The sequence below is a fragment of the Cellulomonas sp. APG4 genome (genome assembly GCF_009996735.1).
Taxonomy (GTDB): Bacteria; Actinomycetota; Actinomycetes; order Actinomycetales; family Cellulomonadaceae; genus Actinotalea.
The window spans coordinates 1-25191 of the sequence record NZ_JAACYI010000026.1; the positions used below are offsets into that span (position 1 = coordinate 1).

Annotated in this window: 21 protein-coding genes and 2 pseudogenes; 12 read left to right on the top strand and 11 right to left on the bottom strand. The window is 74.5% G+C overall.

The window, feature by feature from the left end:
- From GXB85_RS17935 to GXB85_RS15510, 5 genes and pseudogenes are all read left to right on the top strand, one after another.
- A pseudogene (locus tag GXB85_RS17935) lies at positions 1–747 on the top strand (hypothetical protein); the annotation flags it as partial.
- 106 nt (positions 748–853) lie between these two features.
- Positions 854–1990 (top strand): hypothetical protein, encoded by a 1137-nt coding sequence (locus GXB85_RS15495; protein WP_161918568.1) that lies wholly within the window; start codon positions 854–856, stop codon positions 1988–1990.
- Between the two features lie 54 nt (positions 1991–2044).
- Positions 2045–3289: an EAL domain-containing protein gene (locus GXB85_RS15500; protein ID WP_161918569.1), complete on the top strand. Its 1245-nt coding sequence runs from the start codon at positions 2045–2047 to the stop codon at positions 3287–3289.
- 133 nt (positions 3290–3422) lie between these two features.
- Positions 3423–3785 (top strand): thioredoxin, encoded by a 363-nt coding sequence (gene trxA, locus GXB85_RS15505; protein ID WP_161918570.1) that lies wholly within the window; start codon positions 3423–3425, stop codon positions 3783–3785.
- Positions 3786–3794: 9 nt separating this feature from the next.
- Positions 3795–4190: a DUF302 domain-containing protein gene (locus GXB85_RS15510; protein ID WP_161918571.1), complete on the top strand. Its 396-nt coding sequence runs from the start codon at positions 3795–3797 to the stop codon at positions 4188–4190.
- Positions 4191–4262: 72 nt separating this feature from the next.
- Here the strand turns inward: GXB85_RS15510 and GXB85_RS15515 are convergent, their stop codons facing one another.
- Positions 4263–5648, bottom strand: coding sequence for a GntP family permease (locus GXB85_RS15515; protein ID WP_161918572.1), 1386 nt, complete (start codon positions 5646–5648; stop codon positions 4263–4265).
- Between the two features lie 253 nt (positions 5649–5901).
- Here GXB85_RS15515 and GXB85_RS15520 point away from each other — a divergent pair, with 253 nt between their 5' ends.
- Together GXB85_RS15520 and GXB85_RS15525 are read left to right on the top strand one after the other, a co-directional pair.
- The gene (locus tag GXB85_RS15520) at positions 5902–6201 is read left to right on the top strand and encodes a type II toxin-antitoxin system VapB family antitoxin (protein WP_161918573.1); all 300 of its coding nucleotides are present in this window, start codon (positions 5902–5904) and stop codon (positions 6199–6201) included.
- Positions 6201–6890 carry a LytR C-terminal domain-containing protein gene (locus tag GXB85_RS15525; RefSeq protein WP_161918574.1) on the top strand — a complete coding sequence of 230 codons (690 nt, stop codon included), beginning with the start codon at positions 6201–6203 and terminating at the stop codon, positions 6888–6890. Before GXB85_RS15520 ends, GXB85_RS15525 begins: the two co-directional genes overlap by 1 nt.
- A gap of 12 nt (positions 6891–6902) precedes the next feature.
- Here the strand turns inward: GXB85_RS15525 and GXB85_RS15530 are convergent, their stop codons facing one another.
- Complete coding sequence (locus GXB85_RS15530; RefSeq protein WP_161918575.1) at positions 6903–8291, bottom strand: uracil-xanthine permease family protein; 1389 nt, start codon at positions 8289–8291, stop codon at positions 6903–6905.
- Between the two features lie 191 nt (positions 8292–8482).
- Between GXB85_RS15530 and GXB85_RS15535 the strand changes: the two genes are divergently transcribed.
- Both GXB85_RS15535 and GXB85_RS15540 read left to right on the top strand, forming a co-directional pair.
- Positions 8483–8983, top strand: coding sequence for a DUF4190 domain-containing protein (locus GXB85_RS15535; RefSeq protein WP_161918576.1), 501 nt, complete (start codon positions 8483–8485; stop codon positions 8981–8983).
- Complete coding sequence (locus GXB85_RS15540; protein WP_370524284.1) at positions 8980–10383, top strand: hypothetical protein; 1404 nt, start codon at positions 8980–8982, stop codon at positions 10381–10383. Before GXB85_RS15535 ends, GXB85_RS15540 begins: the two co-directional genes overlap by 4 nt.
- Before the next feature lie 3 nt (positions 10384–10386).
- Here the strand turns inward: GXB85_RS15540 and GXB85_RS15545 are convergent, their stop codons facing one another.
- The 5 genes from GXB85_RS15545 to GXB85_RS15565 all read right to left on the bottom strand — a co-directional run bounded on the left by GXB85_RS15545 (position 10387) and on the right by GXB85_RS15565 (position 15472).
- A complete protein-coding gene (locus GXB85_RS15545; protein WP_161918578.1) occupies positions 10387–11349 on the bottom strand; it encodes an LLM class F420-dependent oxidoreductase in 963 nt (320 codons plus the stop codon).
- 24 nt (positions 11350–11373) lie between these two features.
- Positions 11374–11805, bottom strand: coding sequence for an arsenate reductase ArsC (locus GXB85_RS15550; protein WP_161918579.1), 432 nt, complete (start codon positions 11803–11805; stop codon positions 11374–11376).
- 148 nt (positions 11806–11953) lie between these two features.
- Positions 11954–12997 (bottom strand): metalloregulator ArsR/SmtB family transcription factor, encoded by a 1044-nt coding sequence (locus GXB85_RS15555; protein ID WP_161918580.1) that lies wholly within the window; start codon positions 12995–12997, stop codon positions 11954–11956.
- Positions 12994–14082 (bottom strand): ACR3 family arsenite efflux transporter, encoded by a 1089-nt coding sequence (arsB, locus tag GXB85_RS15560; protein ID WP_370524285.1) that lies wholly within the window; start codon positions 14080–14082, stop codon positions 12994–12996. Before arsB ends, GXB85_RS15555 begins: the two co-directional genes overlap by 4 nt.
- Before the next feature lie 313 nt (positions 14083–14395).
- Positions 14396–15472 carry a zinc finger domain-containing protein gene (locus tag GXB85_RS15565; RefSeq protein ID WP_161918581.1) on the bottom strand — a complete coding sequence of 359 codons (1077 nt, stop codon included), beginning with the start codon at positions 15470–15472 and terminating at the stop codon, positions 14396–14398.
- A 145-nt stretch (positions 15473–15617) separates the two neighbouring features.
- Here GXB85_RS15565 and GXB85_RS15570 point away from each other — a divergent pair, with 145 nt between their 5' ends.
- Positions 15618–16490, top strand: a complete 873-nt coding sequence (locus GXB85_RS15570) for a Gmad2 immunoglobulin-like domain-containing protein (RefSeq protein ID WP_161918582.1) — start codon at positions 15618–15620, stop codon at positions 16488–16490.
- A gap of 74 nt (positions 16491–16564) precedes the next feature.
- Here GXB85_RS15570 and GXB85_RS18975 read toward each other — a convergent pair whose 3' ends face one another.
- Together GXB85_RS18975 and GXB85_RS15580 are read right to left on the bottom strand one after the other, a co-directional pair.
- Positions 16565–16900, bottom strand: coding sequence for a DivIVA domain-containing protein (locus GXB85_RS18975; protein ID WP_161918583.1), 336 nt, complete (start codon positions 16898–16900; stop codon positions 16565–16567).
- Between the two features lie 239 nt (positions 16901–17139).
- The gene (locus GXB85_RS15580) at positions 17140–18624 is read right to left on the bottom strand and encodes an FAD-dependent oxidoreductase (protein ID WP_161918584.1); all 1485 of its coding nucleotides are present in this window, start codon (positions 18622–18624) and stop codon (positions 17140–17142) included.
- Positions 18625–19208: 584 nt separating this feature from the next.
- On the opposite strand from GXB85_RS15580, the pseudogene GXB85_RS18980 reads away from it, so the two are divergent.
- Both GXB85_RS18980 and GXB85_RS18600 read left to right on the top strand, forming a co-directional pair.
- Positions 19209–19550 (top strand): annotated as a pseudogene (locus tag GXB85_RS18980) (HoxN/HupN/NixA family nickel/cobalt transporter); the annotation flags it as partial.
- A gap of 121 nt (positions 19551–19671) precedes the next feature.
- Positions 19672–20190 (top strand): hypothetical protein, encoded by a 519-nt coding sequence (locus tag GXB85_RS18600; RefSeq protein ID WP_255465844.1) that lies wholly within the window; start codon positions 19672–19674, stop codon positions 20188–20190.
- Between the two features lie 73 nt (positions 20191–20263).
- Here GXB85_RS18600 and GXB85_RS15590 read toward each other — a convergent pair whose 3' ends face one another.
- Together GXB85_RS15590 and GXB85_RS15595 are read right to left on the bottom strand one after the other, a co-directional pair.
- Positions 20264–23218, bottom strand: coding sequence for a glycosyl hydrolase (locus GXB85_RS15590; protein ID WP_161918585.1), 2955 nt, complete (start codon positions 23216–23218; stop codon positions 20264–20266).
- A 279-nt stretch (positions 23219–23497) separates the two neighbouring features.
- Entirely contained in the window at positions 23498–25147 is a 1650-nt protein-coding gene (locus tag GXB85_RS15595; RefSeq protein ID WP_161918586.1) for an FAD-dependent oxidoreductase, read from the bottom strand.
- Positions 25148–25191: the final 44 nt, after the last annotated feature.

Here is a 25191-nt window from a genome sequence, read left to right on the forward strand (position 1 = left end):
CCCGGCGTGGCGCCGTCCCCCGCCCAGGCCGAGGCCGCCCGGTCCGAGGCCGCCCGCGCCGCCGCCGTACCTGCGCCGCGGGGTGCCGCCGCGCCCGCGCTCGTACCCGCCGCGGCCCGCACCCCCGAGCCCGCCGTCGTGCCGCAGCGGCCCGGGATCGTCGTCGGGCAGCTCGGGCCCTACGGCTCCACCGCGCACGACACCGGTCACGCGTACGACGCACGACCCGGGTTCGGCGGCGGCCCCGGAGCGAACCACGGTGCGGGCCCCGGGTACGACGCCGGCCCCGGGTACGGGCCGGGTGCCGGATACGGCGTCGTCGGACCCCAGCCCCCGCGCCGCAAGGGCTGGAGCACGGCGACCAAGGTGCTCGTCGTCCTCGCGTCCGTGCTCGTCGCGATCGTGCTGCTGGGTGTCGTGGCGGCCGTCGCGATCCCGGTGTTCCTGGTCCAGCAGCAACGCGCCGCCCTCGCGGAGATCGACTGCACGCAGGTCGCGGCCGATGCCGTCGCGCTCTCGCAGCAGGATGCGGGCGACGACCTCATCGCGCTCGTCTCGCTCGACGGCATGACGCTGGTCGAGGACAACCGCGCGGACGTCCGCACGCCGTCCGCCGGCCAGGAGGCCCTGGTGCTCACGTGCGCCGGGACGGGCGTGTGGGCCGACGGCTTCGAGTCGCCGACCTCGGTCGACGTGTACCTCAACCACCAGCGCCAGACCGTGCTCTCGGTGCGCTGGGAGGAGTGAGCCCTGTCCACCGCGGGTGACACCCCCGTGAGGACGCGTGCGCGGATCGGTACGGTGGTCGTCGCGCCCAGCCGGGCCGCGCGAGCCGGACGACAGCGGAGACCAGGTGCCCTCGAACGACCAGTGGCCGGACGTCCGCAGCCGCGTGCGCGGCCTCGTCGTCGGCTACTGCCTGGGTGACGCCCTCGGCCGGGCACCCGACGCCCACCGCTCGGCCCTGGTGGCCGGCACGCCCGGCCTGGTGTTCCTCTCGAGCGTCGAGGGCGTGGTGCGCTGGCACGTGCGCAGCCAGGTCACCGGGCGCCCGGCGAGCCTCGCGGACGCGTGCTGGGAGGCGACGTTGCGCTGGGCGCACCGGGCCAACCGACGCACCCTGCACGCCGTCGTCGAGCGCGCCGCCGCGGGCGGGGACACCTGGCCCGACGGGTGGCTCAAGGACCTGAGCCTGCTGCGCGGCGGACGCGGCTCGGCCCCCGCGATCGAGCTCGCGCTCGACGCACCCGACCACGACCGCACACCCGGGGGCGGCACCTCGGACAGCGTGGGCGACCTCGTGCTCTCCCGGACCCTCCCGGTCGCACTCGCTGCGGTGGCGGGCCTGACGCCGGTCGCGACCGACGACGCCGCCCCCGCTGCCCCCGAGGACGGCGGCCACCCGGTCTCCGTCGCGGCGCGCGACGTGGCCGCGGCGACGCACGGGATCGTCGCCCAGGTGCTCGCGGTCGCCCTGACCCGCACACTCGCCGAGACGCTGGTGAGCGGCGAGGTGCGACCGCTCGTCGACCTGCCCGACCTCTCGGCCGTGTACCGCGGGGTCCCCCACACCGACGACGTCGTGCGGGCCCGGGTCGCGCTCCGTGCCCTCGCGGACCTCATGCCGCCGCACCCGCGGGCGAGCGACGACATCAGCCACGGCATCCCGAGCGGCAACCGGACCGCCCTCGGGGCCGTGCGCGAGGGGCTGCGCTGCGCACTCGCGCACCCCGGCCGCGCCGAGGTCGACGGCGCGATCGCCGACCTGGTGTCGGTTCCCCACCCCGCGGCCGGCGCCGTGACCCTGGCGCTGCTCGGGGCCGCGCACGGGGTCGAGGCCCTGCCGCCCGACGCCGTCGCCCGGCTCGACGTGGGGCACGTCGCCGACCAGCTCGCGCTCGACCTCGTGGCCGAGGTCGAGGGCGGGCCGCAGCGCTCACCGCACCGCGACGCCGTCGAGGACTGGCTGCGACGCTACCCACCCGGCTGAGCCCGTCCGTCCGCTCACGTGGCGGCGTCACGTGCCGATGTCACGATGGTGACGATGACCTCGCACCCCGCCGCCCCGCTCGACGAGCTGCTCGCCGGCGGGCTGTCCAACGCCTTCCACCCGCTGGTCGACCTCGACACGGGCCGCACCGTGGGTCACGAGGCGCTGCTGCGGGGACCGGCCGGGAGCCCCTGGGAAGCGCCTCTGACCCTGCTCGCGGCCGCGCGCGAGGTCGACCGCCTGGCCGAGCTCGACCTGCACTCGGCTGCGGCCTCCGTCCGCGCCGCCGCGTCCCACGCGCGCGCGACGGACGTGCCCGTGACCGTGTTCGTCAACGTCGAGCCCAGCACCCTGACGTCTGACCCGGCGGGCGTGGTCCGCGCACTCGCCGAGGCCGGCGACGACGTGCAGGTGGTGGTCGAGATCACCGAGCGCGCGCTCGCGGCCGACCCCGCGGCGGTGCTCGCGGGCGCCGAGCGGCTGCGCGCCGCCGGCTGCGCGATCGCGCTCGACGACGTGGGGGTGGAGCGCGAGTCGCTCGCGTTCATCCCGGTTCTGGCACCCGAGGTGGTCAAGCTCGACCTGGGCCTGCTGCGCTCGGTCGAGGACCCGGAGACCGTGACGGTCGCGGGGGCGGTGCGGGCGTACGCCGAGGCGTCGGGTGCCGAGGTGGTGGCCGAGGGGATCGAGACCCCGGAGGACCTGACCCGGGCGCTGGTGCTGGGCGCGACGCTCGGCCAGGGCTGGCTGTGGGGACGCCCCGAGCAGGCGCTGCGCGAGGCGGTCCCGGCGCCCGTGCGCTTCGCGGCCAGGCCCGCGGTGGCGACGCGTTCGGCGACGCCGTTCTCGCTCGCGACGGTCCACCACCGTGTGCGCCGCGCGCCCAAGCGACTGCTGCTGCCGCTGTCGACGACCCTCGAGACGGCGGCACTCGAGGCACGCGTGCCTCCGCTGCTGCTGAGCTGCTTCCAGCACGAGCGGCACTTCACGCCCGGGACGGCGCGTCGGTACGCACGCCTCGCCGCCCACTTGCCGTTCGTCGCGTGCCTCGCCGAGCAGCTGCCGCACGAGCCCGTCGCGCGTGTGCGCGGCACCCACCTGCCCCCGGGCGACGCGCTCGCGGCCGAGTGGACGGTGGTGGTGCTGGGCGCGCACGACGCCGTCGCCCTGGTGGCGCGCGAGGCGGACGTGGGCGCCGAGGCCGACGGCGACCGCGAGTTCGACTTCCTGGTGACGCACGACCGCGCGCTCGTCACCGAGCTCGCGCGCCTGCTCGTGGACCGCATCGCGCCCTCCTGACCGCGGGGCGCGCCGCCGTCGGGCCCCTCGCGGGACGCCGCCGTCGGCTCCCGGAGGAATAGTCCGCGCAGCTCGACGTTATACCCCCTAGGGTATGAGCAGAGAGCTCGACCGGACCACCGAGGGAGACCGCATGGCCACCGTGAACCTGACTGCCGAGACCTTCCAGCAGACCGTCGAGCGCGACGGCATCGTGCTCGTGGACTGGTGGGCCGCCTGGTGCGGCCCGTGCCGCATGTTCGCGCCCGTCTACGAGAGGGCGGCCGAGCAGAACCCGGACATCGTGTTCGGCAAGGTCGACACCGAGGCCGAGCAGGCGCTCGCCGGGCAGGCCGGCATCTCGTCGATCCCCACGCTGATGATCTTCCGCGACGGCGTCCTGCTGTTCGCCCAGCCCGGGGCGATCCCCGGGAACGCGCTCGAGGACCTGCTCACCCAGGCACGCGAGCTCGACATGGACGAGGTGCGCGCCGAGCTCGCCCGCACGAACGCCTGAGGAGGAACCATGGGCTACGGCATCCGCACCACGGTCACCGCCCCTGTCCCTGAGGCCGTGGGCGCCGTCCGTGATGCGCTCGCGACCCAGGGCTTCGGCGTGCTGACCGAGATCGACATGGCGGCGACCCTCGCGGCCAAGCTGGGCGTCGAGGTCCCGCCGCAGGTGATCCTCGGCGCGTGCAACCCGCCGCTCGCGCACCGGGCGCTCGGCGTGGACGCGTCGGCCGGCCTGCTGCTGCCGTGCAACGTGGTGGTGCGCGCCGAGGACGACCGCACCGTGGTCGAGGCGATCGACCCCGCGACCATGGTCACGATCTCGCAGGAGCCCGCACTGGCCGACGTCGCCGACGAGGCCGCGACGCGGCTGCGCGCCGCCCTCGCCACCCTGGGCGAGGTCGGCTGACCGTACCAGCCACCACGTCGTCGTCGGGGCGCCCACCACCGCGGTGGGCGCCCCGACGCGCGTCCGGCGGGCTCAGGCGACGAGGAACACCACGTAGGCGAGCGCGAAGCCCATGAGGCCGATGAGCGTCTCGAGCACCGTCCACGTCTTGAGCGTCGTGCGCACGTCCATCCCGAAGAACCGGCCCACGAGCCAGAAGCCCGAGTCGTTGACGTGCGAGGCCATCACCGAGCCCGCCGCCACGGCGAGCACCACCGCGGCGAGCTGGACGGCGCTGAGTCCCGCGGCCTCGACAGCCGGCTGGATCAGCCCGGCCGCGGTGATCAGCGCGACCGTCGCCGACCCCTGCGCGATCCGCAGGATCGTCGCGACGAGGAACCCGGCCACGATCACCGGCAGCCCCAGGTCACCCAGCACGTCCGCGAGCGCGTCACCGATGCCCGAGGCCCGCAGCACCCCGCCGAACATGCCGCCCGCGCCGGTGATGAGGATGACCGACGCCACCGGGCCCAGCGCCGAGTCGAGCAGCTTCTCGATGACTGTCTTGCTGCGGCCGCGGCGGCGCCCCAGCACCCACGCCGCGACCAGCACCGCGATGAGCAGCGCGACCGGCGTCGCACCGACCATGCGCAGCAGGGCGAACCACGTCGCCTCGCCGTCCACGACGCCCGCCGCGCGCAGCGTGTCGAGCCCCGTGTTGAGGAAGATCAGCACGAGCGGCAGCAGCAGGATCCCCATGACCGTGGCGAGGCTCGGCGGGTTCTCGGGACGGTCCTCGTCGTCGGCCGCACCCAGGATCTCCGGCACCGGCAGCACCCAGCGCCGCCCGGCCCACACGCCGAACAGGTACGAGGTCACGTACCAGGTGGGGATGGCGACCACGAGGCCGAGGATGATCACCATGCCCGGGTCTGCCCCGAGCAGCTCCGAGGCCGCGACCGGGCCCGGGTGCGGCGGCACGAAGATGTGCATCACCGAGAACGCGCCCGCCGTCGGCAGGCCGTAGAGCAGCACCGAGCCGCCCAGCCGCCGCGCGACCGCGAACACGATGGGCAGCATCACCACGAGCCCCGCGTCGAAGAAGATCGGGAACCCGAAGATGAGGGACGCGACGCCCAGCGCGAGCGGTGCACGACGTTCGCCGAAGCGCGCGATCAGGGTCTCGGCCATCACCTGGGCCCCGCCCGAGGTCTCGACCATCCGGCCGAGCATCGCCCCGAGCCCCACGAGCAGCGCGACCGAGCCGAGCGTCTGCCCGAACCCGCCGGTCAGGACGTCCACCACCGAGCCCACGGGCACGCCGGCGACCAGGGCCGTCAACGCGCTCACCAGGATGAGCGACACGAACGCGTGCAGGCGCAGCACGATGATCAGGAACAGCAGCAGGCCCACGGCGCCCGCGGCGATCGCGAGCAACGGGCCCGCGGTGAGTGTCTGGGTCCAGTCCTCCGGTGGCATGTCGCTCCCCTGCTGCAGTACCCGCACGACGGCGGCCGACCCGGCCCACCCTGGACCCGTCGCCCCTCCCCCGCACCCCCAACACCGCCGAGAACAACCTTTCCGTCGCTCTCCCGCCCCCTGAGCGACAGAGAGCCCGATCCCGGCGTCCGAGACGCGGTGGTGAGCCAGGCGAGTGTGGGGGTGTCGTGAGGATCGGGCCCGGCGCGGGCGCGTCCCGCGCGGGATGCGGTCCGCTGACTAGACTCCCCCCGTGATCTTCAGAGCCGTCGGCGAGGGACGCCCGTACCCGGACCACGGTCTCACCACGCCCAAGCAGTGGGCCGAGGTGCCGCCGCGCCAGGTGCGCCTGGACGACCTGGTGACCACCAAGCGCACCCTCAACCTCGACAACCTCCTCTCGGAGGACTCGACGTTCTACGGCGACCTCTTCGCCCACGTCGTGCAGTACAAGGGCGTCATGTACCTCGAGGACGGGCTGCACCGGGCCGTGCGCGCAGCCCTCCAGCAGCGCCCCGTCCTGCACGCCCGCGTCCTGGTGCTGGACGACTGATGACCACCACGGACCAGCAGCGGGCACTGCGCCGACGGCGTCGCCGCGAGCGCCAGGCCGTCGTCTTCGGCTCCCTCATCGCCGGGCTGGCCGTGGCGGGGCTCGGCGCCGCCGCCACGTACACCGGCGCGCTCGACCTGCCGTTCCTCGAGCGGGAGTTCGCGTCCCCCGCCCCCGAGGCCGGCGCGTCCACCTCGCCGCCACCGTGCCCCGCCGAGGGCACCCTGCCGGTGCCCTACACCGACGTGCAGGTCACCGTCCTCAACGGCGCCGGGATCGCGGGGCTCGCCGGTCAGGTGCAGGGCGACCTCGCCTCGCGCGGGTTCACCGTGCTCGGGACCGGCAACTTCCCGACGTCCCTGCCCGGTACCGCCCAGATCATGTTCGGGGCCCAGGGCGTCGCGGCGGCCTACACGCTCGCGGCCCACCTCACGGACCCGGTGCTCGTGCTCGACCTGCGCGAGGACGCCACGGTGGACCTGGTCCTCGGCGAGGCCTTCGACGTCCCGGTCCCGCTCGAGAGCGTCGCGCTGGACCCCGAGACGCCGCTCACGCCCGTCGAGGGGTGCGTTCCCCTCGAGGAGGCCCTCACCACCGCAGTCCCCGCTCCCGCGCCGCCCGAGGACGAGGCCGCCGAGGACGGCGCCACGGACGAGGGCGCCGAGGAGGACGCGGCCACCGAGGGCTGAGCGTCCGACCCCTCAGCTCGCGGAAGCGCTGTCGGCCGCCGAGGCCTTGACCTCGTCGCCACCCGGCACCGAGGCCGGGCTCGCGGGCTCGGCCGACGTGCCACGCCACCGCGCGATCGCGCGCATGAGGTGGTAGATCCCGAGGGCCGCCGCGGTGCCGAGCGCGATCCCCTTGAACTCGAGGCCCGCCTGCGGGATCCAGGAGTAGTCCGCGATGCCGATGATCAGCGCGACCGCCGCGGTGGTCAGGTTCACCGGGTCGGAGAAGCTCACGCGATTCTGCACCCAGATGCGCGCACCGAGGATCCCGATCATCCCGTAGAGCAGCGTCGCGGCCCCGCCCAGCACGCCGTCGGGCACCGAGCCCACCAGCGCCCCGAACTTGGGCGACATGCTCAGCACCAACGCACCCGCGGCGGCGACCCAGTAGGCCGCGGTCGAGTACACCCGGGTCGCGGCCATGACGCCGATGTTCTCCGCGTACGTGGTGGTGCCCGAGCCGCCGCCCACCCCCGCGAGGGTGGTCGCGACGCCGTCGGCGAGGAGCGCGCGGCCCGTCAGCGCGTCGTAGCTGGTACCCGTCATCGCCGCGACCGACTTCACGTGCCCCACGTTCTCGGCGATCAGCACGAAGACCACCGGCAGGAACAGCGCGAGCACCGAGAGGTCGAGGGTCGGCGCCGTGAAGGTGGGCAGACCGACCCATGCCGCCTCGTCGACCGCCGCGAGGTCCACCTCGCCGCGCACCAGGGCGAACACGTAGCCGATGAGCACGCCGACGAGGATCGCCAGGCGCCCGAGCATCCCGCGGAACAGCACCGTGACCAGGATGATCGAGCCGAGCGTGACGAGGGCCGTGAGGGGCGCCGCGCGGAAGCCCGAGCACCCGGTCTGCACGATCTCGCCGTCCACGACCTCGCTCTGGCACAGGCCCCACGCGACGGGGGCGAGGTTGAGGCCGATGAGGGCCACGATCGTCCCGGTCACCACGGGCGGCATCACCAGGTCGATCCACCGCGCGCCGGCCAGGTGCACCACCACGCCGACGACGGCGAGCAGCACGCCGGTGAGGAGGATGCCGCCGATCGCGACCGACTGCCCGCCCGAGGCGGTCGCCGCGAGGATCGGCGCGATGAACGCGAACGACGAGCCCAGGTAGCTGGGCAGGCGGTTGCCCGTGATGAGCAGGAACCCGACGGTGCCGATCGCCGAGAAGAACAGCGTGGTCGACGCGGGGAAGCCGGTGATGGCGGGCACCAGGATCGTCGCCCCGAACATCGCGACCACGTGCTGCAGGCCGATCCCGATCGTGCGAGGCCAGGTGAGCCTTTCGTCGGGTGCGACCACGGCCCCCGGGGAGACGCGACGTCCGTCGCCGTGCACACGCCAGCCGATGCTCATGCCTGTCTCCTCGCCGGTGGGTCCGGTCCGCGTCGCTGCGGGACGGCGGCCACGGGGCCCGCCGTGCGGTCGGGACGAAGAGTAGCGAGCGGTGGGACCTGCGCGTGGCCGGATCCGCGCCCGCGTGCGAGGCGCGCTGTGGGATCCTGGGAGGACGAGCGCGCAGCCCGCGACCGACCGAGGAGCGCACCATGAGCCAGTCCGTCCCGCCCCCTCCCGGCGAGGACCAGCCGGGCGAGCAGCAGACGCCCGCGCAGCCGACGCCGGACCCGGCCCAGCCGGAAGGCGGGGACGCGCCCGGTCAGCATTCGGCGGGGCAGTACGCACCCGGGCAGTACCCGGCAGGGCAGTACCCGGCGGGCCAGTACCCGGCAGCGCAGTACGCACCCGGGCAGTACCCGCCCGGCTACGGCTACACGGCGCCGCCCACCAACAGCCTCGCCGTCGTGTCGATGGTGCTCGGCATCGCGGGCCTCACGGTGTTCCCGCTCGTCGGCTCGATCGTCGCGGTGATCCTGGGCCGCTCGGCGCGCACCCAGATGGCGCAGAGCGGTGAGGGCGGCCAGGGCATGGCGACCGCGGGCATCGTGACCGGATGGGTCGGGATCGCGCTCGCCGGAGTCGCCGTCCTCGCCTTCATCGCGTTCTTCCTGTTCGCCGTGGTGCTGAGCGCGAGCGCCGCCTCGATGTGACCGAGGCCGCCCGGCGGGCCGCTGCGCCCGCGGCCGTCGGCGGGCGCGCCCGGTTGTGGGCGGGGTTCCTCCTCGCGCACGTGTGGCTGGCCTGGTTGGGCGTCGTCGTCGTGCCCTCCGCGGCGTTCCACGACGTCGACCTGTACCGCTGGTGGTCCTACCTCGCGCTCGAGCAGGGCACGTGGCCCGTGCTGCACGAGCCCTGGGTGTACCCGGCGGGCGCCCTGCTGCCCGTCCTCGCGCCGACCCTCGCCACCGGCGGGGCGGCCGCGAGCTCGACCGTCGCCTATGCCGTCGGGTGGTGCGTGCTGGTGACCGCGCTGGACGTGGTCGCGCTGCGGCTGCTGCTCGCGCGCATGCCCGGCGCCGTGCGGGGTGGCTGGTGGTGGACGGCGTTCCTCGTGCTGCTCGGCCCGGTCGCGATGGGTCGGCTCGACGGCGTGGTCGCACCGCTCGTGCTGAGCGCCCTGGTCCTCGCGGGCTCCCGGCCCGCCGTCGCGAGCGCGCTGCTGACGCTCGGCGCGTGGGTCAAGGTGGCGCCGGGGGCCCTGCTGCTGCCACTCGTGGCGGCGGCGCGCCGTCCGTGGCGCACCGTGGTGGCTCCCGCCGCAGCCGTGTGCGCCGTCGTCGTCGGTGCGGTGGGCCTGGGCGCCGCGGCCACGGGTGGGACGGTCGCGCACCTCGCGAGCTTCCTCACCACCCAGGGCGGGCGGGGCCTCCAGGTCGAGTCCGTCGGTGCGACCGGGTGGGTGCTCGCCTCGCTGCAGCGGGACGACGTCGTCGTGGCCCTGGACGAGGAGCTCGTCACCTACCAGGTGCACGGGCCCGGGACCCAGGCGGCGGCCGACGTGCTGGACGTGCTGCTGCCGGTGGGCGTCGCCGTGCTCGCGGTGCTGCTGCTCGTCGCGCGGCGACGTGGCGCGGCGGTGACGGCGCTCGTACCCGGGGCGTTCGCGCTGACGGCGGTGCTCGTGGTCGCGAACAAGGTGGGTTCGCCGCAGCTGCTCGCGTGGTTCGCGGGGCCGGCCGTGCTGACCGTCGCCGCGCGAGGGCTGTGGGCGGCGGCCGGGCCCGCGCTGCTGCTGGTCGCGGCGGCGGCGACCCAGCTCGTCTTCCCGTGGGGCTACCTCGCGCTGCTCGGGGGCGACCCGACGCTCGTGGCCGTGCTGACCGTGCGGAACGTGCTGCTGGTCGGGGTGCTGGTCACGGCCGTCGTCGACCTGGTGCGCGTGGTGCGCCGCGCAGACCCCGGTGTGGAGCGTTCCGGTCCCCCAGACCCCGGTGTGGAGCGTTCCGGTGACGACACGCCGGTGGCGGCCACGGGAACGCTCCACACGGGCGGGGAACCCTCCACATCGGCACCGGAACGCTCCGCACCGCCGTCGGGCGACGGCGCCTGAGGCTCAGCCGAGCTGCGGGGCGACCTCGCGCGCGACGAGATCGAGGTGGTCGAGGTCGGCCAGGTCGAGCACCTGGAGGTAGACCCGCTGCACACCGACCTCGGCGAGCGCGCCGAGCCTGTCGACCGCCTCGCTCACCGTCCCGGCGACCCCGTGCTCGCGCAGCTCGTCGACCTCGCGGCCGATCGCCTGCGCGCGCCGTGCGAGCTGCGCCTCGTCCGCACCGACGCACAGCACGAGCGCGACCGAGTACGTGAGGTCGTCCGCCGGGCGCCCGATCTCCTCGCACGCCGCGCGCACCCGGGCGAACGCCGGTGCGATGTCCGCGATCTCGGGGAAGGCCGCGTTGTACTCGCTCGCGTGGCGCGCGGCGAGGGCAGGGGTGCGGCGCGGACCGTTACCACCCACGATCACGGGCACACCCGCCGCACCGGGCACGCGCGCCCCGTCGCGGACGGCGACCTGCTGCGTGGGCTTGGGCAGCGCGGGTGAGTCGGTGAGCGTGTAGTGCCGGCCGGCGAAGTCGTAGGTCTCGCCCGTGGGCGTCGCCCACAGCCCCGTCACCAGCTCGAGCTGCTCGGTCAGCAGCCCGAAGCGCTTCTCGGGGAACGGGATGCCGTACGCCTCGTGCTCACGTCCGTACCAGCCGGCGCCCAGGCCCAGCTCGACGCGCCCGCCGGACATCTGGTCCACCTGCGCCACCTGGATCGCGAGCACGCCCGGGTGCCGGAACGTCGCCGACGTGACGAGCGTGCCGAGCCGGATGCGCTCGGTCTCGCGCGCAAGCCCCGCGAGCGTGGTCCACGCGTCGGTGGGCCCGGGCAGTCCGTCGCCGTCGCCCATCACCAGGTAGTGGTCGCTGCGGAAGAACGCGTCGTAGCCGAGCTGCTCGGTCGCGGTCGCGATGCGGAGCAGGTCGTCGTAGCTCGCCCCCTGCTGGGGCTCGGTGAAGATGCGCAGGTCCATGCCTCAACCCTGCCATCCCGACGGTCAGCCGGCCGCGGGCACCCCGAGCTCGTCGAGCAGCACGAGCACGCGCCGGCGGATCTCGTCGCGGATCGGCCGCACCGAGTCGATGCCCTGACCCGCCGGGTCCTCGAGCGCCCAGTCCTCGTAGCGCTTGCCGGGGAAGATGGGGCACGCGTCGCCGCAGCCCATCGTGATGACGACGTCGGACGCCTGCACGGCCTCGGTGGTGAGCACCTTGGGCACCTCGGCGCGGATGTCGATGCCCTCCTCGAGCATCGCCTCGACCGCCACGGGGTTGATCTGCTCGGCCGGCATCGATCCGGCCGAGCGCACCTCGACGGCGCCGCCGGACAGGTGCCTCAGGTAGCCGGCAGCCATCTGCGAGCGCCCGGCGTTGTGCACGCACACGAACAGCGCGCTCGGGCGGGCATCGGCGGCGGTGGTCTCGGTCATGGTCTCTCCTCAGGTCGGATCTGCACGGCGGGGCGGTTCTGCACTGCACCCCGCTGAGTTCGTCCTCCCGCACCGAGTTCGCACGCCCGGGGGTGCGAACTCGGTGCGCTGGTGCGAACTCGGCAGGGGGGTCGACGTCGGTGTGGCGTCATGCGCGGCCCAGCAGGTCGTCGGCGAGCGCGCGCACGCGGCGGTCGATCTCGTCGCGGATCTCACGCACGCCGTCGGGCGAGGCCAGCGCCGGGTCGGCGATCGCCCAGTCCTCGTAGCGCTTCCCGGGCAGCACCGGGCACGTGTCGCCGCAGCCCATCGTCACGACGACGTCGGCGGCACGCAGCGCGTCGTCCGTGAGCGGCTTGGGGAACGGGGCGCCGTCGTCGGGCAGGCCCGCGAGCACCTCGGTGAGCACGGGGCGGACGACGTCGTGCACGTCCTCGGCCGGCGCCGACCCTGCGGAACGCACGACGACGGCGTCGCCCGCGTACCGGCGCAGCAGGGCGGCGGCGAGCTGCGAGCGGCCGGCGTTGGCGACGCACACGAACAGCACCTGGGGGCGGCCGTCGGCCGCGCGGGTCCGGGAGAGGTCCTCGAGCCTCTGCCGCGCGAACCTCTCGGCGAGCACCGGCACGTGCTGCCCGATCCGCGACGTCCGGGCGAGCGCCGTCCACGACTCGTGCACCACGCGCTCGACCAGGCCGCGCTCGACGTCCGTGAACCGTCGCGCGAGGCGGTCGACCACATGGGTGCGCACGGCCTCGTCGTCGAGCAGCGCGGGCTGCCCGTCACGCGCCCGCCCCGCACCCGCGGCCGTCGGCTCCGCCTCGGGGGACGCCGCGACGAGCGCGAACGTCTCGAACAGGCTCCGCACCGCGCGCCGGGCCGATGGCGCGACGCTGTAGTGCACCCACGTGCCGCGGCGCTCCGAGGTCAGCAGGCCCGCCTCCTTGAGCACCTTGAGGTGGTGGGACACCGTCGGCTGGGACAGGTCGGTCACGGACGCGAGGTCGCACACGCACGCCTCGCCGTCGGGGCTCGCGACGACGAGCGAGAGCATGCGCAGCCGCACCGGGTCGGCGAGCGCGCGCAGACGCGACGCGAGCACGGCGGCGGGCTCGGCGCCCATCGCCTGGACCGCGAGCGGCGTGCACGCGCCGTCGTCGGACGTCGCAGGGGTGGGAGTGAGGGTGCTCATGCGGCGACCTCCTCGGGTGCGAACCAACGACGGCGGGCCCACAGGCTCACGTAGACCAGCCCCACCAGCACCGGGACCTCGACGAGGGGCCCGACGACGCCCGCGAGCGCCTCACCCGAGGCCATGCCGAACGTGCCGATCGCGACGGCGATCGCGAGCTCGAAGTTGTTGCCTGCGGCCGTGAACGCGAGGGTCGTGGTGCGCGGGTAGCCGAGGCCGAGCGCACGGCCCAGCAGCATCCCGCCGAGCCACATCAGCGCGAAGTACGCGAGCAGGGGGACGGCGACGCGGACGACGCTCCAGGGCTCGGCCGCGATCGCCTCACCCTGGAGCGCGAAGAGCAGCACGATCGTGAACAGCAGCCCGTACAGGGCCCAGGGCGAGATCACCGGGACGAACCTCTGCTCGTACCAGTCGCGCCCGCGCCGTCGCTCGCCGATCCAGCGCGACGCGAAGCCCGCGAGCAGCGGCACGCCCAGGAACACGAGCACGTTGACGGCGATCTCGCCCATGCTCACGTCGAGGCCCGCCGTGTCGAGGCCGAGCCAGCCGGGCAGCACGGTCAGGTAGAACCAGCCGAGGCCGGCGAACGCGACCACCTGGAACGCGGAGTTGAGCGCGACGAGCACCGCGGCCGCCTCGCGGTCGCCGCAGGCGAGGTCGTTCCAGATCACGACCATCGCGATGCACCGCGCGAGGCCCACCACGATCAGGCCGGTGCGCAGCTCGGGGAGGTCGGGCAGGAAGACCCACGCCAGGGCGAACATGAGCGCGGGGCCCACGATCCAGTTGAGCACGAGCGAGCTGATCAGCAGCGGACGGTCGGCGGTGACGTCGCCCAGCCTGTCGTACCGCACCTTCGCGAGCACCGGGTACATCATCACCAGCAGGCCCAGGGCGATCGGCAGCGAGATGCCGCCCACCGCGAGCGTGTCGAGGGCCGGGGCCAGCGAGGGGACGAAGCGTCCGAGGAGCAGGCCGGCCACCATCGCGAGCCCGATCCACAGCGGCAGCATCCGGTCGAGGGTCGACAGGCGCGGTGGCGCTGCGGTCACGGGGACGGCGATCGTCTGCTGATTCGACACGGCTCAATATTGACACGGATCGAACCAGCGACGGCCCCTGCGGGATGAACACCGGATGAACACCTGCCGGCGCAGCGGAGCCCCCACGCCCCGCTGCACCGCGCCGCGCCGCGCCGCGCCGCGACAGCACCCCGCCCCATCCCGCCGCCCGTCCCGCCGCCCCATCCCGTCGCCCCATCCCGTCGAGGACGTACTTCTGCAGCGACGCCGTACATGCGCATGTACGGCGTCGCGGGAGATGTACGGCCTGGCGGGAGAGGTACGGACGCGCGGACGGGTGGAGGGCGGGACGGGGGCCCCGGGGAGGGCGGCCTCAGGTCTGGCAGGTGGGGCACCAGTAGAGCTTGCGGCCGGCCATCTCGGCGAGGGCGACGGGGGTGCCGCACACCAGGCACGGCTCGCCGGCGCGGCCGTAGATGGCGTGGCGTAGGTTGCGGTCGAGCACGGCGGCCGCACGCGCGTCGTCGTCGAGGTCCTCCCGCGTGATCATCACGCCGGTCCGGACGCCGTCGTCGAGCAGGCCGACCCAGTCACGCCAGAGGCCGCGCGCCACGTCGGCGGGCACCGCGGCCCCCGGCGTGAACGGGTCGAGGCGCGCGCGGAACAGCATCTCGGCCCGGTAGATGTTGCCGATCCCGGACACCACCGACTGGTCCATGAGCAGCACGCCCACCGGCACACGCCGCTTGCGCAGGCGGTCGACGAAGGTCTGCTCGGGGTCGTCCCAGCCGGGCACGCGGGGGTCTGGCCCGGCCTTCGCGATCACGACGGCGGCCTCGTGCGGCGTGAGCACCTCGCACGCCGTGGGGCCCCGCAGGTCGGCGAGGGACCGCGCCGTCGCGAGGCGCACCCGCACCTGGCCCACGGGCTCGGGCGGGAACGACGGCGCGTCGTCGGGCACGTCGCGGTCCGCGCCCAGGGTGCTCTCGCCCTCGCCCATGCGCACGGCCCGGCGCAGCCGCGGCGCGCCCATCGAGCCCACGGGGGCGACGCCGGGCGCGATCGGCGAGATGCGCCCGTGGAAGTCCCAGGCCCCGTACAGGCCCAGGTGCACGCGGAGCCACCGGGCAGCGTGCACGCCGAGCACAGCGCCCTCACGCTCCACAAGCACAGCGCCCTCGCGCTCGACAGGCACAGCGCCGTCAGGCTCGACATGCACAGCGTCGTCGCGCTCGACAGGCACAGCGCCGTCGTCGTCGGGAGTACTAGGTGCGTCGAAGCCCACCAGCAGGTGCTTGCCGACGGCGCGTGCGGCGACCATCTCGAGCCCGTCGAGCAGGGCGGCGCCCGCGGCGAAACGGCCCTGCGGCGAGGAGACGGCGATGCGTTCACCGACGAAGTCGGCCTCGAGCTGGAGCGCGATGCGGTGGACGGTATGACCCTCGGGCACGCGGTGAGGGTACGCGTCCGGGCCGGTCGCGGCCCGGCGGCGCTCAGGTCTCGATGCGGTCACACCGCCCGCGCACGCAGCTGCGGCGTGCCACGATGCGAGAGAGGGCCGCGAGGCTGCGACCCCCGGCACCGAGGAGGCAGCCATGAGAGCCACGCGATCGACCTCCCGGCGTGCCGTCGCAGTCGCGGTCACGACCCTCGCGCTCGCCGGACTCGGCGCATGCGCCACCGAGGAGCCCGCCGAGCCCACGGCGAGCCCGTCACCGACCGCCGAACCCAGCGCCGAACCGACGCCCACCGAGGAGCCCGCGGGCGAGGTCGACGTGGCCGTGCACTACGTGGTCGACACGAGGGCGGGCCTGCGCCTCGCGCGCGAGTGGCGCACCGTGCCCGACGACGAGCCGTTGCAGCACGCGGTCGAGGCGATGATCAGCGGCCCGGAGGACCCTGACTACACCACCACGTGGAACCCCGCGACGACGGTGCTCTCGGTCGCATCGGAGCCCGGGAGCGTCACCGTCGACCTGTCGGCCGACGCGCGCACGGCGAACGTCGGCTCCGAGGGTGCCGCGCTGATGATCCAGCAGCTCGTGCACACCGCGACCGCCCTAGACCCGGAGGCTGCGGTGACCCTGCTGATCGAGGGCGAGCCCGCGGGCGAGCTGTGGGGCGCCGTCGTCTGGGACGAGCCGGTGCTGCGGGCCGACCCGCTGGGCACGCGCGTCCTCACGCAGATCGACGAGCCGCGCGAGGGCGCGACGGCGACCTCCCCCGTGCGCGTCGCCGGTGAGGCCGCCGCCTTCGAGGCCAACGTGCCGTGGCAGGTGCTCGACGAGTCGGGCGCCGAGGTGACCTCGGGCTTCACGATGACCAGCGAGGGCATGACGTTCGCGCCGTTCGGCTTCGACGTCGAGCTCGAGCCCGGCACCTACACCGTCGTCATCACGGAGGACGACCCGTCCGACGGCGCCGCCGGGACGCCGATGAGCGACAGCCGCACGTTCACCGTCGAGTAGACGCCCGACGACGGTCCGGGCCACGCACCGTGCCCAGGCCACGCACCGTGCCCGGGCCGCGCGGCCGCGACGGCTCAGCGGAGCGCGGCAACCACGCGGTCGAGCAGCCGGTCGACGTCGGCCTGGTCGTAGCCCTCCTGGAACTTGGTCGCGCGGAACCTTGCCGTCAGCACGTCGTCGGGCGTGAGGGCGGGGCGGTACCCGCGGGCGCGCTCCTCGAGCGCTGCGGCGACCCGCTCGACCATCGCGTCGACGTCGGCGATCGCGTAGCCCTCCCGGAGCTTGGTCCGGGTGAGCGCGGCGACCTCGGTGCGCAGGCGCGACGAGGTCAGCGGGGCCGGGGACGCCGTCGCCACGCCGTCGGGCCCCTCGTCGTCGAGCGGCCCGCGCAGCTTGGACAGCCAGGACATGGGGCTCTCCTCGAACGGGGGATGCTCCGCACGTTATGTCCCGCTGCGTCCCGCGACAAGACCTCTGCCCACCGAGCCGCCCCCGTTCACCCGTCCGCCCGCGTCCGCGCCCGCCGAGGTCGCCGGTGGGCGCCGAGGTCGCATGTCGCGCCTGGCGACCTCGGCGTGCGGTGGCGACCTCGGCGACCGCCAGGGTGAGCGGGCCGGTGCGGAGGCGGACGAGGGCGACCGTCGGGAGGTCAGCTGGTGCAGCAACCGCCCGTGCCGCACCCGCCGTCCGTGCCGGACCGCGCCGCCACGAGGGTCAGGGCGCCCACCGCACCTCCGCCGGCCACGCCCGTCGCGAAGCCCTGGGCGGGCACGCCGTCGGGCCTCGGACGGTGCGCCTCTGCCGGCACCTCGACCGCGCCCGGCGCGCCGCAGCAGCCACCCGCCCCCGCGTCGCGGCCCTGCGCGTCGGTCGAGCACACGCCCGACTCGGGGAGCACGAGCTGCACGTCGTCGGCCGCGGCGAGGTCGCCCGCGAGCGCGGCGACCACGCTGCGCACCTGCTCGTTGCCGGTGGTCACGAGGAACGTGGGCGCACGACCGTAGGACTTCATGCCGACCACGTAGAGGCCGGGCTCTGGCTGCTCGAGGTCGCGGTGCCCGTGCGGCGGCACCGTGCCGCAGCTGTGGAAGGCCGGGTCGACGAGCGGGGCCAGCCTGCGGGGCGCCTCGAGGCCGGGATCGAGGTCGAGCCGCACCTCGGAGAGCACGTCGAGGTCCGGGCGGAACCCGGTCGCGACGGCGATCGCGTGCAGACCGCCGAGCCGCTCGGGCCGCCCGTGCGCGGTACCGACGACGGCCACCGTGCCGTCGCCGTCGGGCTCGACCTCCGTGGCCGCGAAGCCCGTGACCAGGCGCAGGCCACCGCTCTCGACGAGCGCGCGCAGGCGGGTGCCGAGGGCGCCGCGCGCGGCGAGCTCGTCGGCATCACCGCCCCCGTAGACGCGCGAGGGGTCCGAGCCGCGGATCGCCCACACCAGCTCGGTGCCGGGCGCGCTCCCGGCGAGCTCGGCGAGCGCGAGCAGCGTGTTCGCCGCGGAGTGACCCGCGCCCACCACGAGCGTGCGGCGACCCGCGAACCGCTCGCGCTGCGCGGCGACGTCGGGCAGCGCGCCCACCATGTGCGCCGCCGCCTCGCGCTCGCCGGGCACCGGCAGACCCGAGGCACCCAGAGGGTTGGGCCGGGTCCAGGTGCCGGACGCGTCCACGACGGCGCGTGCGCGCAGCTCGGTGGTGCGCTCACCGCCGCCGGTGCCGCGCTCGGTCACCCGGAGCACGAGCGGGCGCTCGGCGCGGCCGACCGTGCGCGCCTTGTCGTAGCCGTCGCGCGTCACCGCCGTCACGCGCGCACCCAGACGCACCCCGCCGACGGCGTGCGCGAGCGGCTCGAGGTAGTGCTCCACGAGCTCGGCACCGGTGGGCGGCACGGGCGTCGTCGGGCGCTGCCAACCGGTCGCGGCGAGCAGACGCTCGGCGGTCGGGTCCACGAGGTACTGCCAGGGCGTGAAGGTGCGCACGTGCCCCCACCCGCGCACCGAGGCACCCACGGCCGGCCCGGCCTCGAGCACCACGAACGGCAGCCCGCGGTCACGCAGGTGCGCGGCGGCGGCGAGGCCCACGGGCCCCGCGCCGATCACGGCGACGGGCAGCTCGTCAGTGGCAGCGGGCGGGGTCATGGCGCCTCCTCGGCGGGCGCGTGACCCGCGGCTCGTCCAACGCATCGACACTCATCGATGCGTTGCCGAGCCTGCCCCACACATAGACCACTGTCAATACGTCGCCGCTCGACACGCCTCCGCACGCACGCGAGGTCGCCACCCGGCGGGTCGTCACCCGTGAGCGGCGACCTCGGCGCGGAGTGGCGACCTCGAGGAGGGTGGGGTGAGTCAGCGGCAGGTGCAGCGCTCGGCGCGCGGGAACTGCGACAGGACGGCGTCGGCGTGCTGGCCGCAACCGGTCCAGGTGACCTTGCCGCACGAGCTGCAACGGGCGGGGCTGCACATGGGTGACTCCTCGGGTTCGGGATGGCGGATGCGGTCGACGCGGTCGACCACCATGAGAAATCATACCCCAGGGGGTATAGTCGAGCAACGTGCCGAACGGCTGACGGAACGCACCCGAGGGGACGAGGATGGCGAGCATGGGCTGGTCGCCCGGTGCCCAGGTGGGACGTTCCCTCGTCGTCGCGGAACGCCGCTCCCTCGCGCGCACGGCCATCGTCGTCCTGGCGCTCAACGCCCTGGGCTGGGGAGTGCTGGTCATGGCGGTCGCCCCTCAACACCTGACGGTCGGGAGCGCCGGCGTGTTCGGCGTGGGACTCGGCCTCACGGCCTTCCTCCTGGGCGCACGGCACGCCTTCGACGCCGACCACATCGCCGTGATCGACAACGCGGCACGCCAGCTCGTCGGCCAGGGGCGACCTGCCGGGACCACCGGGTTCTGGTTCTCGCTCGGGCACTCGAGCGTGGTCTTCGGGCTCTCCCTCGTGCTGGCGCTGGGCGTGCAGGCCGTGGCCGGGCCGCTGACGGACAGCACCTCCGCGATGCAGCAGACGCTCGGGACCGTCGGCACGCTCGCCGCCGGCCTGTTCCTCCTGATGCTCGGCCTGCTCAACCTCCGCTCGTTGCGCGGCATCGCTGCCTCCCTCCGCCAGGCGCGGGGCCGGGCAGCTCGACGACGAGGCGTTCGAACGGCACCTCAGTCGACGCGGCCTCGTCGCGAGGCTGCTCACCCGGTTCACGCGCGGCGTGCGCAGCGCACCGCGGATGTACCCGGTGGGCCTGCTGATGGGTCTCGGCTTCGACACCGCCACCCAGGTCGCCCTGCTCGTGCTCGCCGGGGGGACGGCGGCGCTGAGCCTGCCGTGGTACGCGATCCTCGTGCTGCCGGTGCTGTTCGCGGCCGGCATGACGCTCTTCGACACGGCCGACGGCGCCCTCATGGCCCACGCCTACCGGTGGGCGTACGTCCAGCCCGAGCGCAAGGTCGCCTACAACCTCGTGGTGCCGACGCTGTCGGTCGTCGCGGCCCTGGGCATGGCGACCGTCGTGCTGTGGGGCTTCGTCGAGGAGCGCCGCGGCGGACTCACCAGCGCCATCGGCGCCGTCGACACGACCTACGTGGGCTACCTGCTCGTCGTCCTGCTGCTCACCACGTGGGCCGTGGGGGTCGCCGTCTGGCGCCGTCGACACCCACGCGGCAGCGGACCTCGCGCCGCCGGCCACGCCCCGGACGAGTCCTGACGCACGACGGCGAGCCCCGGCCGACCCCCTCTCGAGGACCCGCCGGGGCTCGCCGTCCCGGTGAAGGTGCCTGCTACTCGAACGGCAGCGTGACCGTGGAGCTCGCGAGGTCGATCGTCGACGGCCCGCGGCCGATGACGTTCCACACCTCGACGCGCACGCGACCGTCGCGCAGGTCGCCCCAGCCGCCGCGCACCGACATCAGGCCCGCGCCCTGCGTGTACCGCTCCCAGCCCGGCACCGGGTCCGTGGCCATGTAGTGGTACGTCTCGACCCGGTCCCACGAGCCGTCGTCGGTGAGGTCGTACGAGATGCGCAGGCGTGTGCCGTTGCCCACCGCCGTGCCTGCGTCGACGCCCAGGTCGAACACCGTCCCGGTGCCCGTGTGGTCACCGGTCAGCCCGGACGCCTCGACCGTGAGGCCCGTGGCCGGGTCGCCGACGGCGTCCGCCCCCGCGGCCGCCCCGATGGTCGCCGCTCCTGAGCCCCCTGCCCCAGGAGCGAGCTCGCCGTCGGCCGTGAGGTGCCGCACGAAGTCAGCCGGGTCCGTCGGATCGGTCGGGTCCGTGGGGTCCGTCGGGTCGGTCGGATCCGTGGGGTCCGTGGGGTCCGTCGGGTCCACCGGACCACCGACGCCGCCCCCGCCGCTCCAGGTGTACCCGCCGGTCGTGACGGTGCGCCCCGCCGGGACCTCCACCACCGCGCCGTCGTCGAAGCGCACCGTGAGCGGTGCGTTCGTGAGGTTCGCCGCGACGTGCGTGCGGCCGCGCGGCCCGTCGAACGCGGCCGCGAGCGGGTGGTCCGCCTGCACGTCCGCGAGCGTCCCGAGGCCGGCCAGGTTCGCGACCCAGTGGTAGGTGTGCGGACGGCTCTCGCCCTCCTCGACCGTGTAGCCCTGGTCGGCGTTCAGCTTGGCGAGCGCGGCGGGTCCGTCGCCGAGCGCGAGGTAGGACCAGTGGATGTCCTTCCACACGGTCGGCGCACCACCCACCTTGTCCTCGAGCTCGGCGTAGTTGGCACGCACGTCGTCGGGCCGCTGCCCCAGGTACAGGTGACCGCCCGTGATCGGCAGCAGGTTGATGCCGTGGATCATCTCGGGTGCGCCGCTGAACCACGTGGACCACGTGCCGCCCGAGCCCCACACCATGCCCAGCTGGGTGTGGCCGAACTCGTCCGGGATCGCCCCCGAGCCGTCGAACCAGTACTGCTGGATCGCGGCTGCCTGGGTCGCGTGCAGGTAGACGCCGTGGTCGCGGATCTCGCGGTCGCCGGTCGCCTCGCCCCACTGCACCAGGGCGCTCGCGAAGTTCATGCCCTCCGAGCTCGACTCCTGGTTGTTGCCCGAGCCGAACGCCCCGTGGCCCGAAGCCCAGTCGTGCCCCGCGTAGACGTCGAAGTCGCGCAGGTAGGGGAACATCGTGTCGTCGCGGTCGTAGCCGTTCGCGTCGCGGATCAGCAGGTCCACCATGTCGCCGTACGCCTGCGCCCACTGCGGGTCGAACCGCGCGAGCGTCGCCGCCGCGAGGATGAAGTACCCGTAGTGGAAATGGTGGTCGTTGAGCTCCTTGTCGCTGCCGTACGAGGCGGGGTAGCCGATGAGGGTGCCCCAGCCGGCGTCGTAGGAGAACAGCTGCTCGGCCTCGCCGGGCTCGGCGGTGAGCCAGTCCGTGAGCACCTCGCGGATCTCGGCGAGCGCGGTGTCGCGCACCTCGGTGCGGTCCACCTGGTCGGCGATCTCCGCGATGCGGCTCGCGCGGCCCAGCGCCTTGCCGGTCCAGTACGTGTCGGTGCCGCGCTGGTCGAGCGGATCGGCCGCGACCTGGTCGAGCAGCGCGTCGAGGCGCGCGTTCGCGTCGCCGCCGCCGGTCACGACGGCCGGGACCTCGGGCAGCACACCCGTGAACGGGGTCTCGGTGGTGAACGACGTCGCACCCAGCAGCGTGGTCATCTCGCCGCGCGGTGAGGGGTGGCGCGCCTCGAGAGCGTCGCCGCCGGCCGGGCCGTCGCCGGTCACGCCGTCGAGGAACGCCGACTGGTGCGGGTAGAGCGCGAGGGCGGTGCCGCGCACCGACCCCTGCACGGGCTCGGTCTCGACGCGGTAGGTGGTGCGCACCACGCCGTCGTCCTCGTCGTAGACGGGCTCGGCCACGGTGTCGACCACCTCGGCGAACGCGTACGGCGCGTGCGCCCGCAGCGAGGCGCGGCGTGCGTCGTCGGACGTGACGCCCGCCGTCGGCAGCGCGACCACGGCCAGGTAGCCCGTGCCCGCGAGGCTGCTGCGCAGGCGCGTGCCCTCGACCTGCCACGTGGCGCCGTCGGGCGCGAAGGCCGCGTAGTCGGTGTTGCCGGCCGTGAAGCCGATCTGCCCGCCCTCGTGGTGCCACACGCGCACCGCGGCGGTGCGCAGCACGGCGTCGCCCCCGCTCACGCGGTACTGGCTGAACGGCAGGCCGTGGCCGATGGTCGCGCGCAGCGACTGCGCGCCGTCGGACCACGACGGCGTGACGGTCCAGTCGGACCAGTCGGCCACCTCGACCACCGGGGCCTGGAGCCCGTCGACGGTCACGACGACGTCCTCGCCGTAGGGGTGGTGGAACTCGCCGATCCCACCGGGCGTGCCCGAGAGCACGGGCTGCTCGGTGACGGACAGACCCAGGCCGTCGGCCGTGGGCTGGTACGAGACGGGGTGCGCGTGCAGGGGCGCGCTGGTCTGGCAGCTCGCACCCTCGCGCTTGAACACCAGCGAGGACCACCAGTCGTTCGTGGGCACCGCGCCCGCGGGGGCGTCGTCGGTGAGGAACGCGCGCGGGTCCTGCGCGAGCGGCGCGCAGCCCTCGGGACGCGGCCCCACGGCGTCCGTGGTGTAGCTGCCCTCCCCGACGTCGCGGATCTCGGCCTGCGCGGGTGGCGCGAGCAGGCCGGCGACCGCGACGGCGAGGGCCGTGGCCCCCGTGACCGCGGCGCCCCGACGACGGCGTGGTGGCCGCGGGCGGGCTGCTCCGGGCGCGACCGGTGGACTGTGCGTCATGTCTCTCCCCTGCGTCGATGCCGGCACGACGGCGTGCCGGTGTGGCCCGGGAGCCTCGCTGCGCCCGGGTTCCCCGCGGCGACGACCACGGGTGCGGCCCTCGATGGGACCGGTCTCATCACCGTAGCGGGGAGTTCACCTGACGGCCACCTCGGAGTCACGGAGAGTCATGGATCCCCACGACCGAGCACGCGCTCCGACACCCGATGACGGCTCCGTGCGCGCGGCTGGAAGGTTCCCCGCACACTCCGCGGGGAACCTTCCAGTCTCGGGCCGGCGTCAGCCCAGCAGGCCGGCGGCGTGCCGGGCCGCCGCGTAGCCGAAGCTGATGCCCTGGCCCACGGTTGCACCCGGCCCCGGGTACACCCGGCCGAACGCGTTGCTCGCGGCGTTGCCGATCGCGTACAGCCCGTCGATCACCGAGCCGTCGGCCCGCATCGCCCGTGCGTACTTGTCCGCCCGCACACCGCCGCACGTGCCCAGGTCTCCGGGCACCACCTGCACCGCGTAGAACGGGCCGTCGTCGATCGGTCCCAGGCACGGGTTCGGCGTGACCGACGGGTCGCCGTAGTAGCGGTCGTACGCCGAGTCGCCGCGGCCGAAGTCGTCGTCGCGCCCCGCGTTGGCGAGCAGGTTGAAGCGCTCGACGGTCGCCGGCAGGTCCGGCATGCCGAGCACCCGCGCGAGCTCCGCGAGGCTGTCGGCCTTCTTCGCGATGCCGGCGTCGTACCACTCCTGGGGCAGGGGCTGGCGCGGGAACAGCCCGCCGCCGTACAGGTAGCGGTTGCGGTAGCGCTGGTCGAAGACCTGCCACGCGGGCACGTGCGGTTCCTCGGGCGAGTGCTTGCTCGTGATGATCTGGCCCGCGGTCATGTAGTTGACGGCCTCGTTCATGAACCGGTGGCCGTGACCGTTGACGATGATCTGGCCGGGCAGCGAGCGCTCGGCGAGCATCGCACCCGGCATGGGCCCGGGCACCGGGATGGCGGGGAACCACCAGGCCGCGTCCATGAACGCGAGGTCGGCGCCGTGGGACTCGGCGATCTGGATGACCTCACCGGTGTCACCGGGCGTGCCGAACGCCCACGAGCCGTCGACGACGTCCGACTGGTACTCCTTGCGCATGGCCGGGTTCCGGTCGAACCCGCCCGAGGCGAGGATCACGCCCCGCCGCGCGGTCACCGTGACGTCCCGGCCGTCACGCTCGACGACGACGCCGACGACGCGTCCGTCCTCGACGCGCAGGTCCGTCAGGGCCGTGCCCGTCCACACCGGCACACCGCGCGCGAGGAGCCCCGCGAACATGCCGGCGGCGAGCGCCTGGCCGCCGGCGACGTACTCCCGCTTGAGCGCGAGGCCCCCGATGCCCAGACCCACGAGCGGGGCCGCCGTCATCACGCCGCGCGGCGAGCGCGCGACGAGGTTGAGCCACTTGTACCCGCGCGAGGTGATCGGCATGGGGAACGGCGCCGCGAGCGCGGGCGCGATCACCTTGGTGCGGTGCTCACCCAGGCGCTTGATGTCGAAGGGCTTGGGCTCGCACGCGCGCCCGGTGGCCGAGCCGCCCTCGAGCTCGGGGAAGTAGTCGGCGTACTCGGGCATGAACTGGAAGCTCAGGGGGGTCATGCGCCGCAGCACGTCCACGGCGGCGGGGCCGTGGTCGATGTGGGTCTGCCAGCGCTCGTCCGTCACCTCACCACGCGTCACCTCGCGCAGGTAGGTGCGCAGGCGTTCGGGGTCCTCGTGCTGGCCGTTCTCGCGCAGGATCGAGTTGCCGGGGATCCAGAAGCCGCCGCCCGAGAGCGCGGTGGACCCGCCGACCGTGGGTGACTTCTCGATCAGCAGCACCGACATCCCGGCGTCCACGGCCGCGAGGGCGGCCGCCATGCCGGTTCCGGAACCGACCACGACGACGTCGTACTCGTGCATCAGGACCTCTCTTCCCGCGGGGGCCGCGAAGTGAAACTACGCTG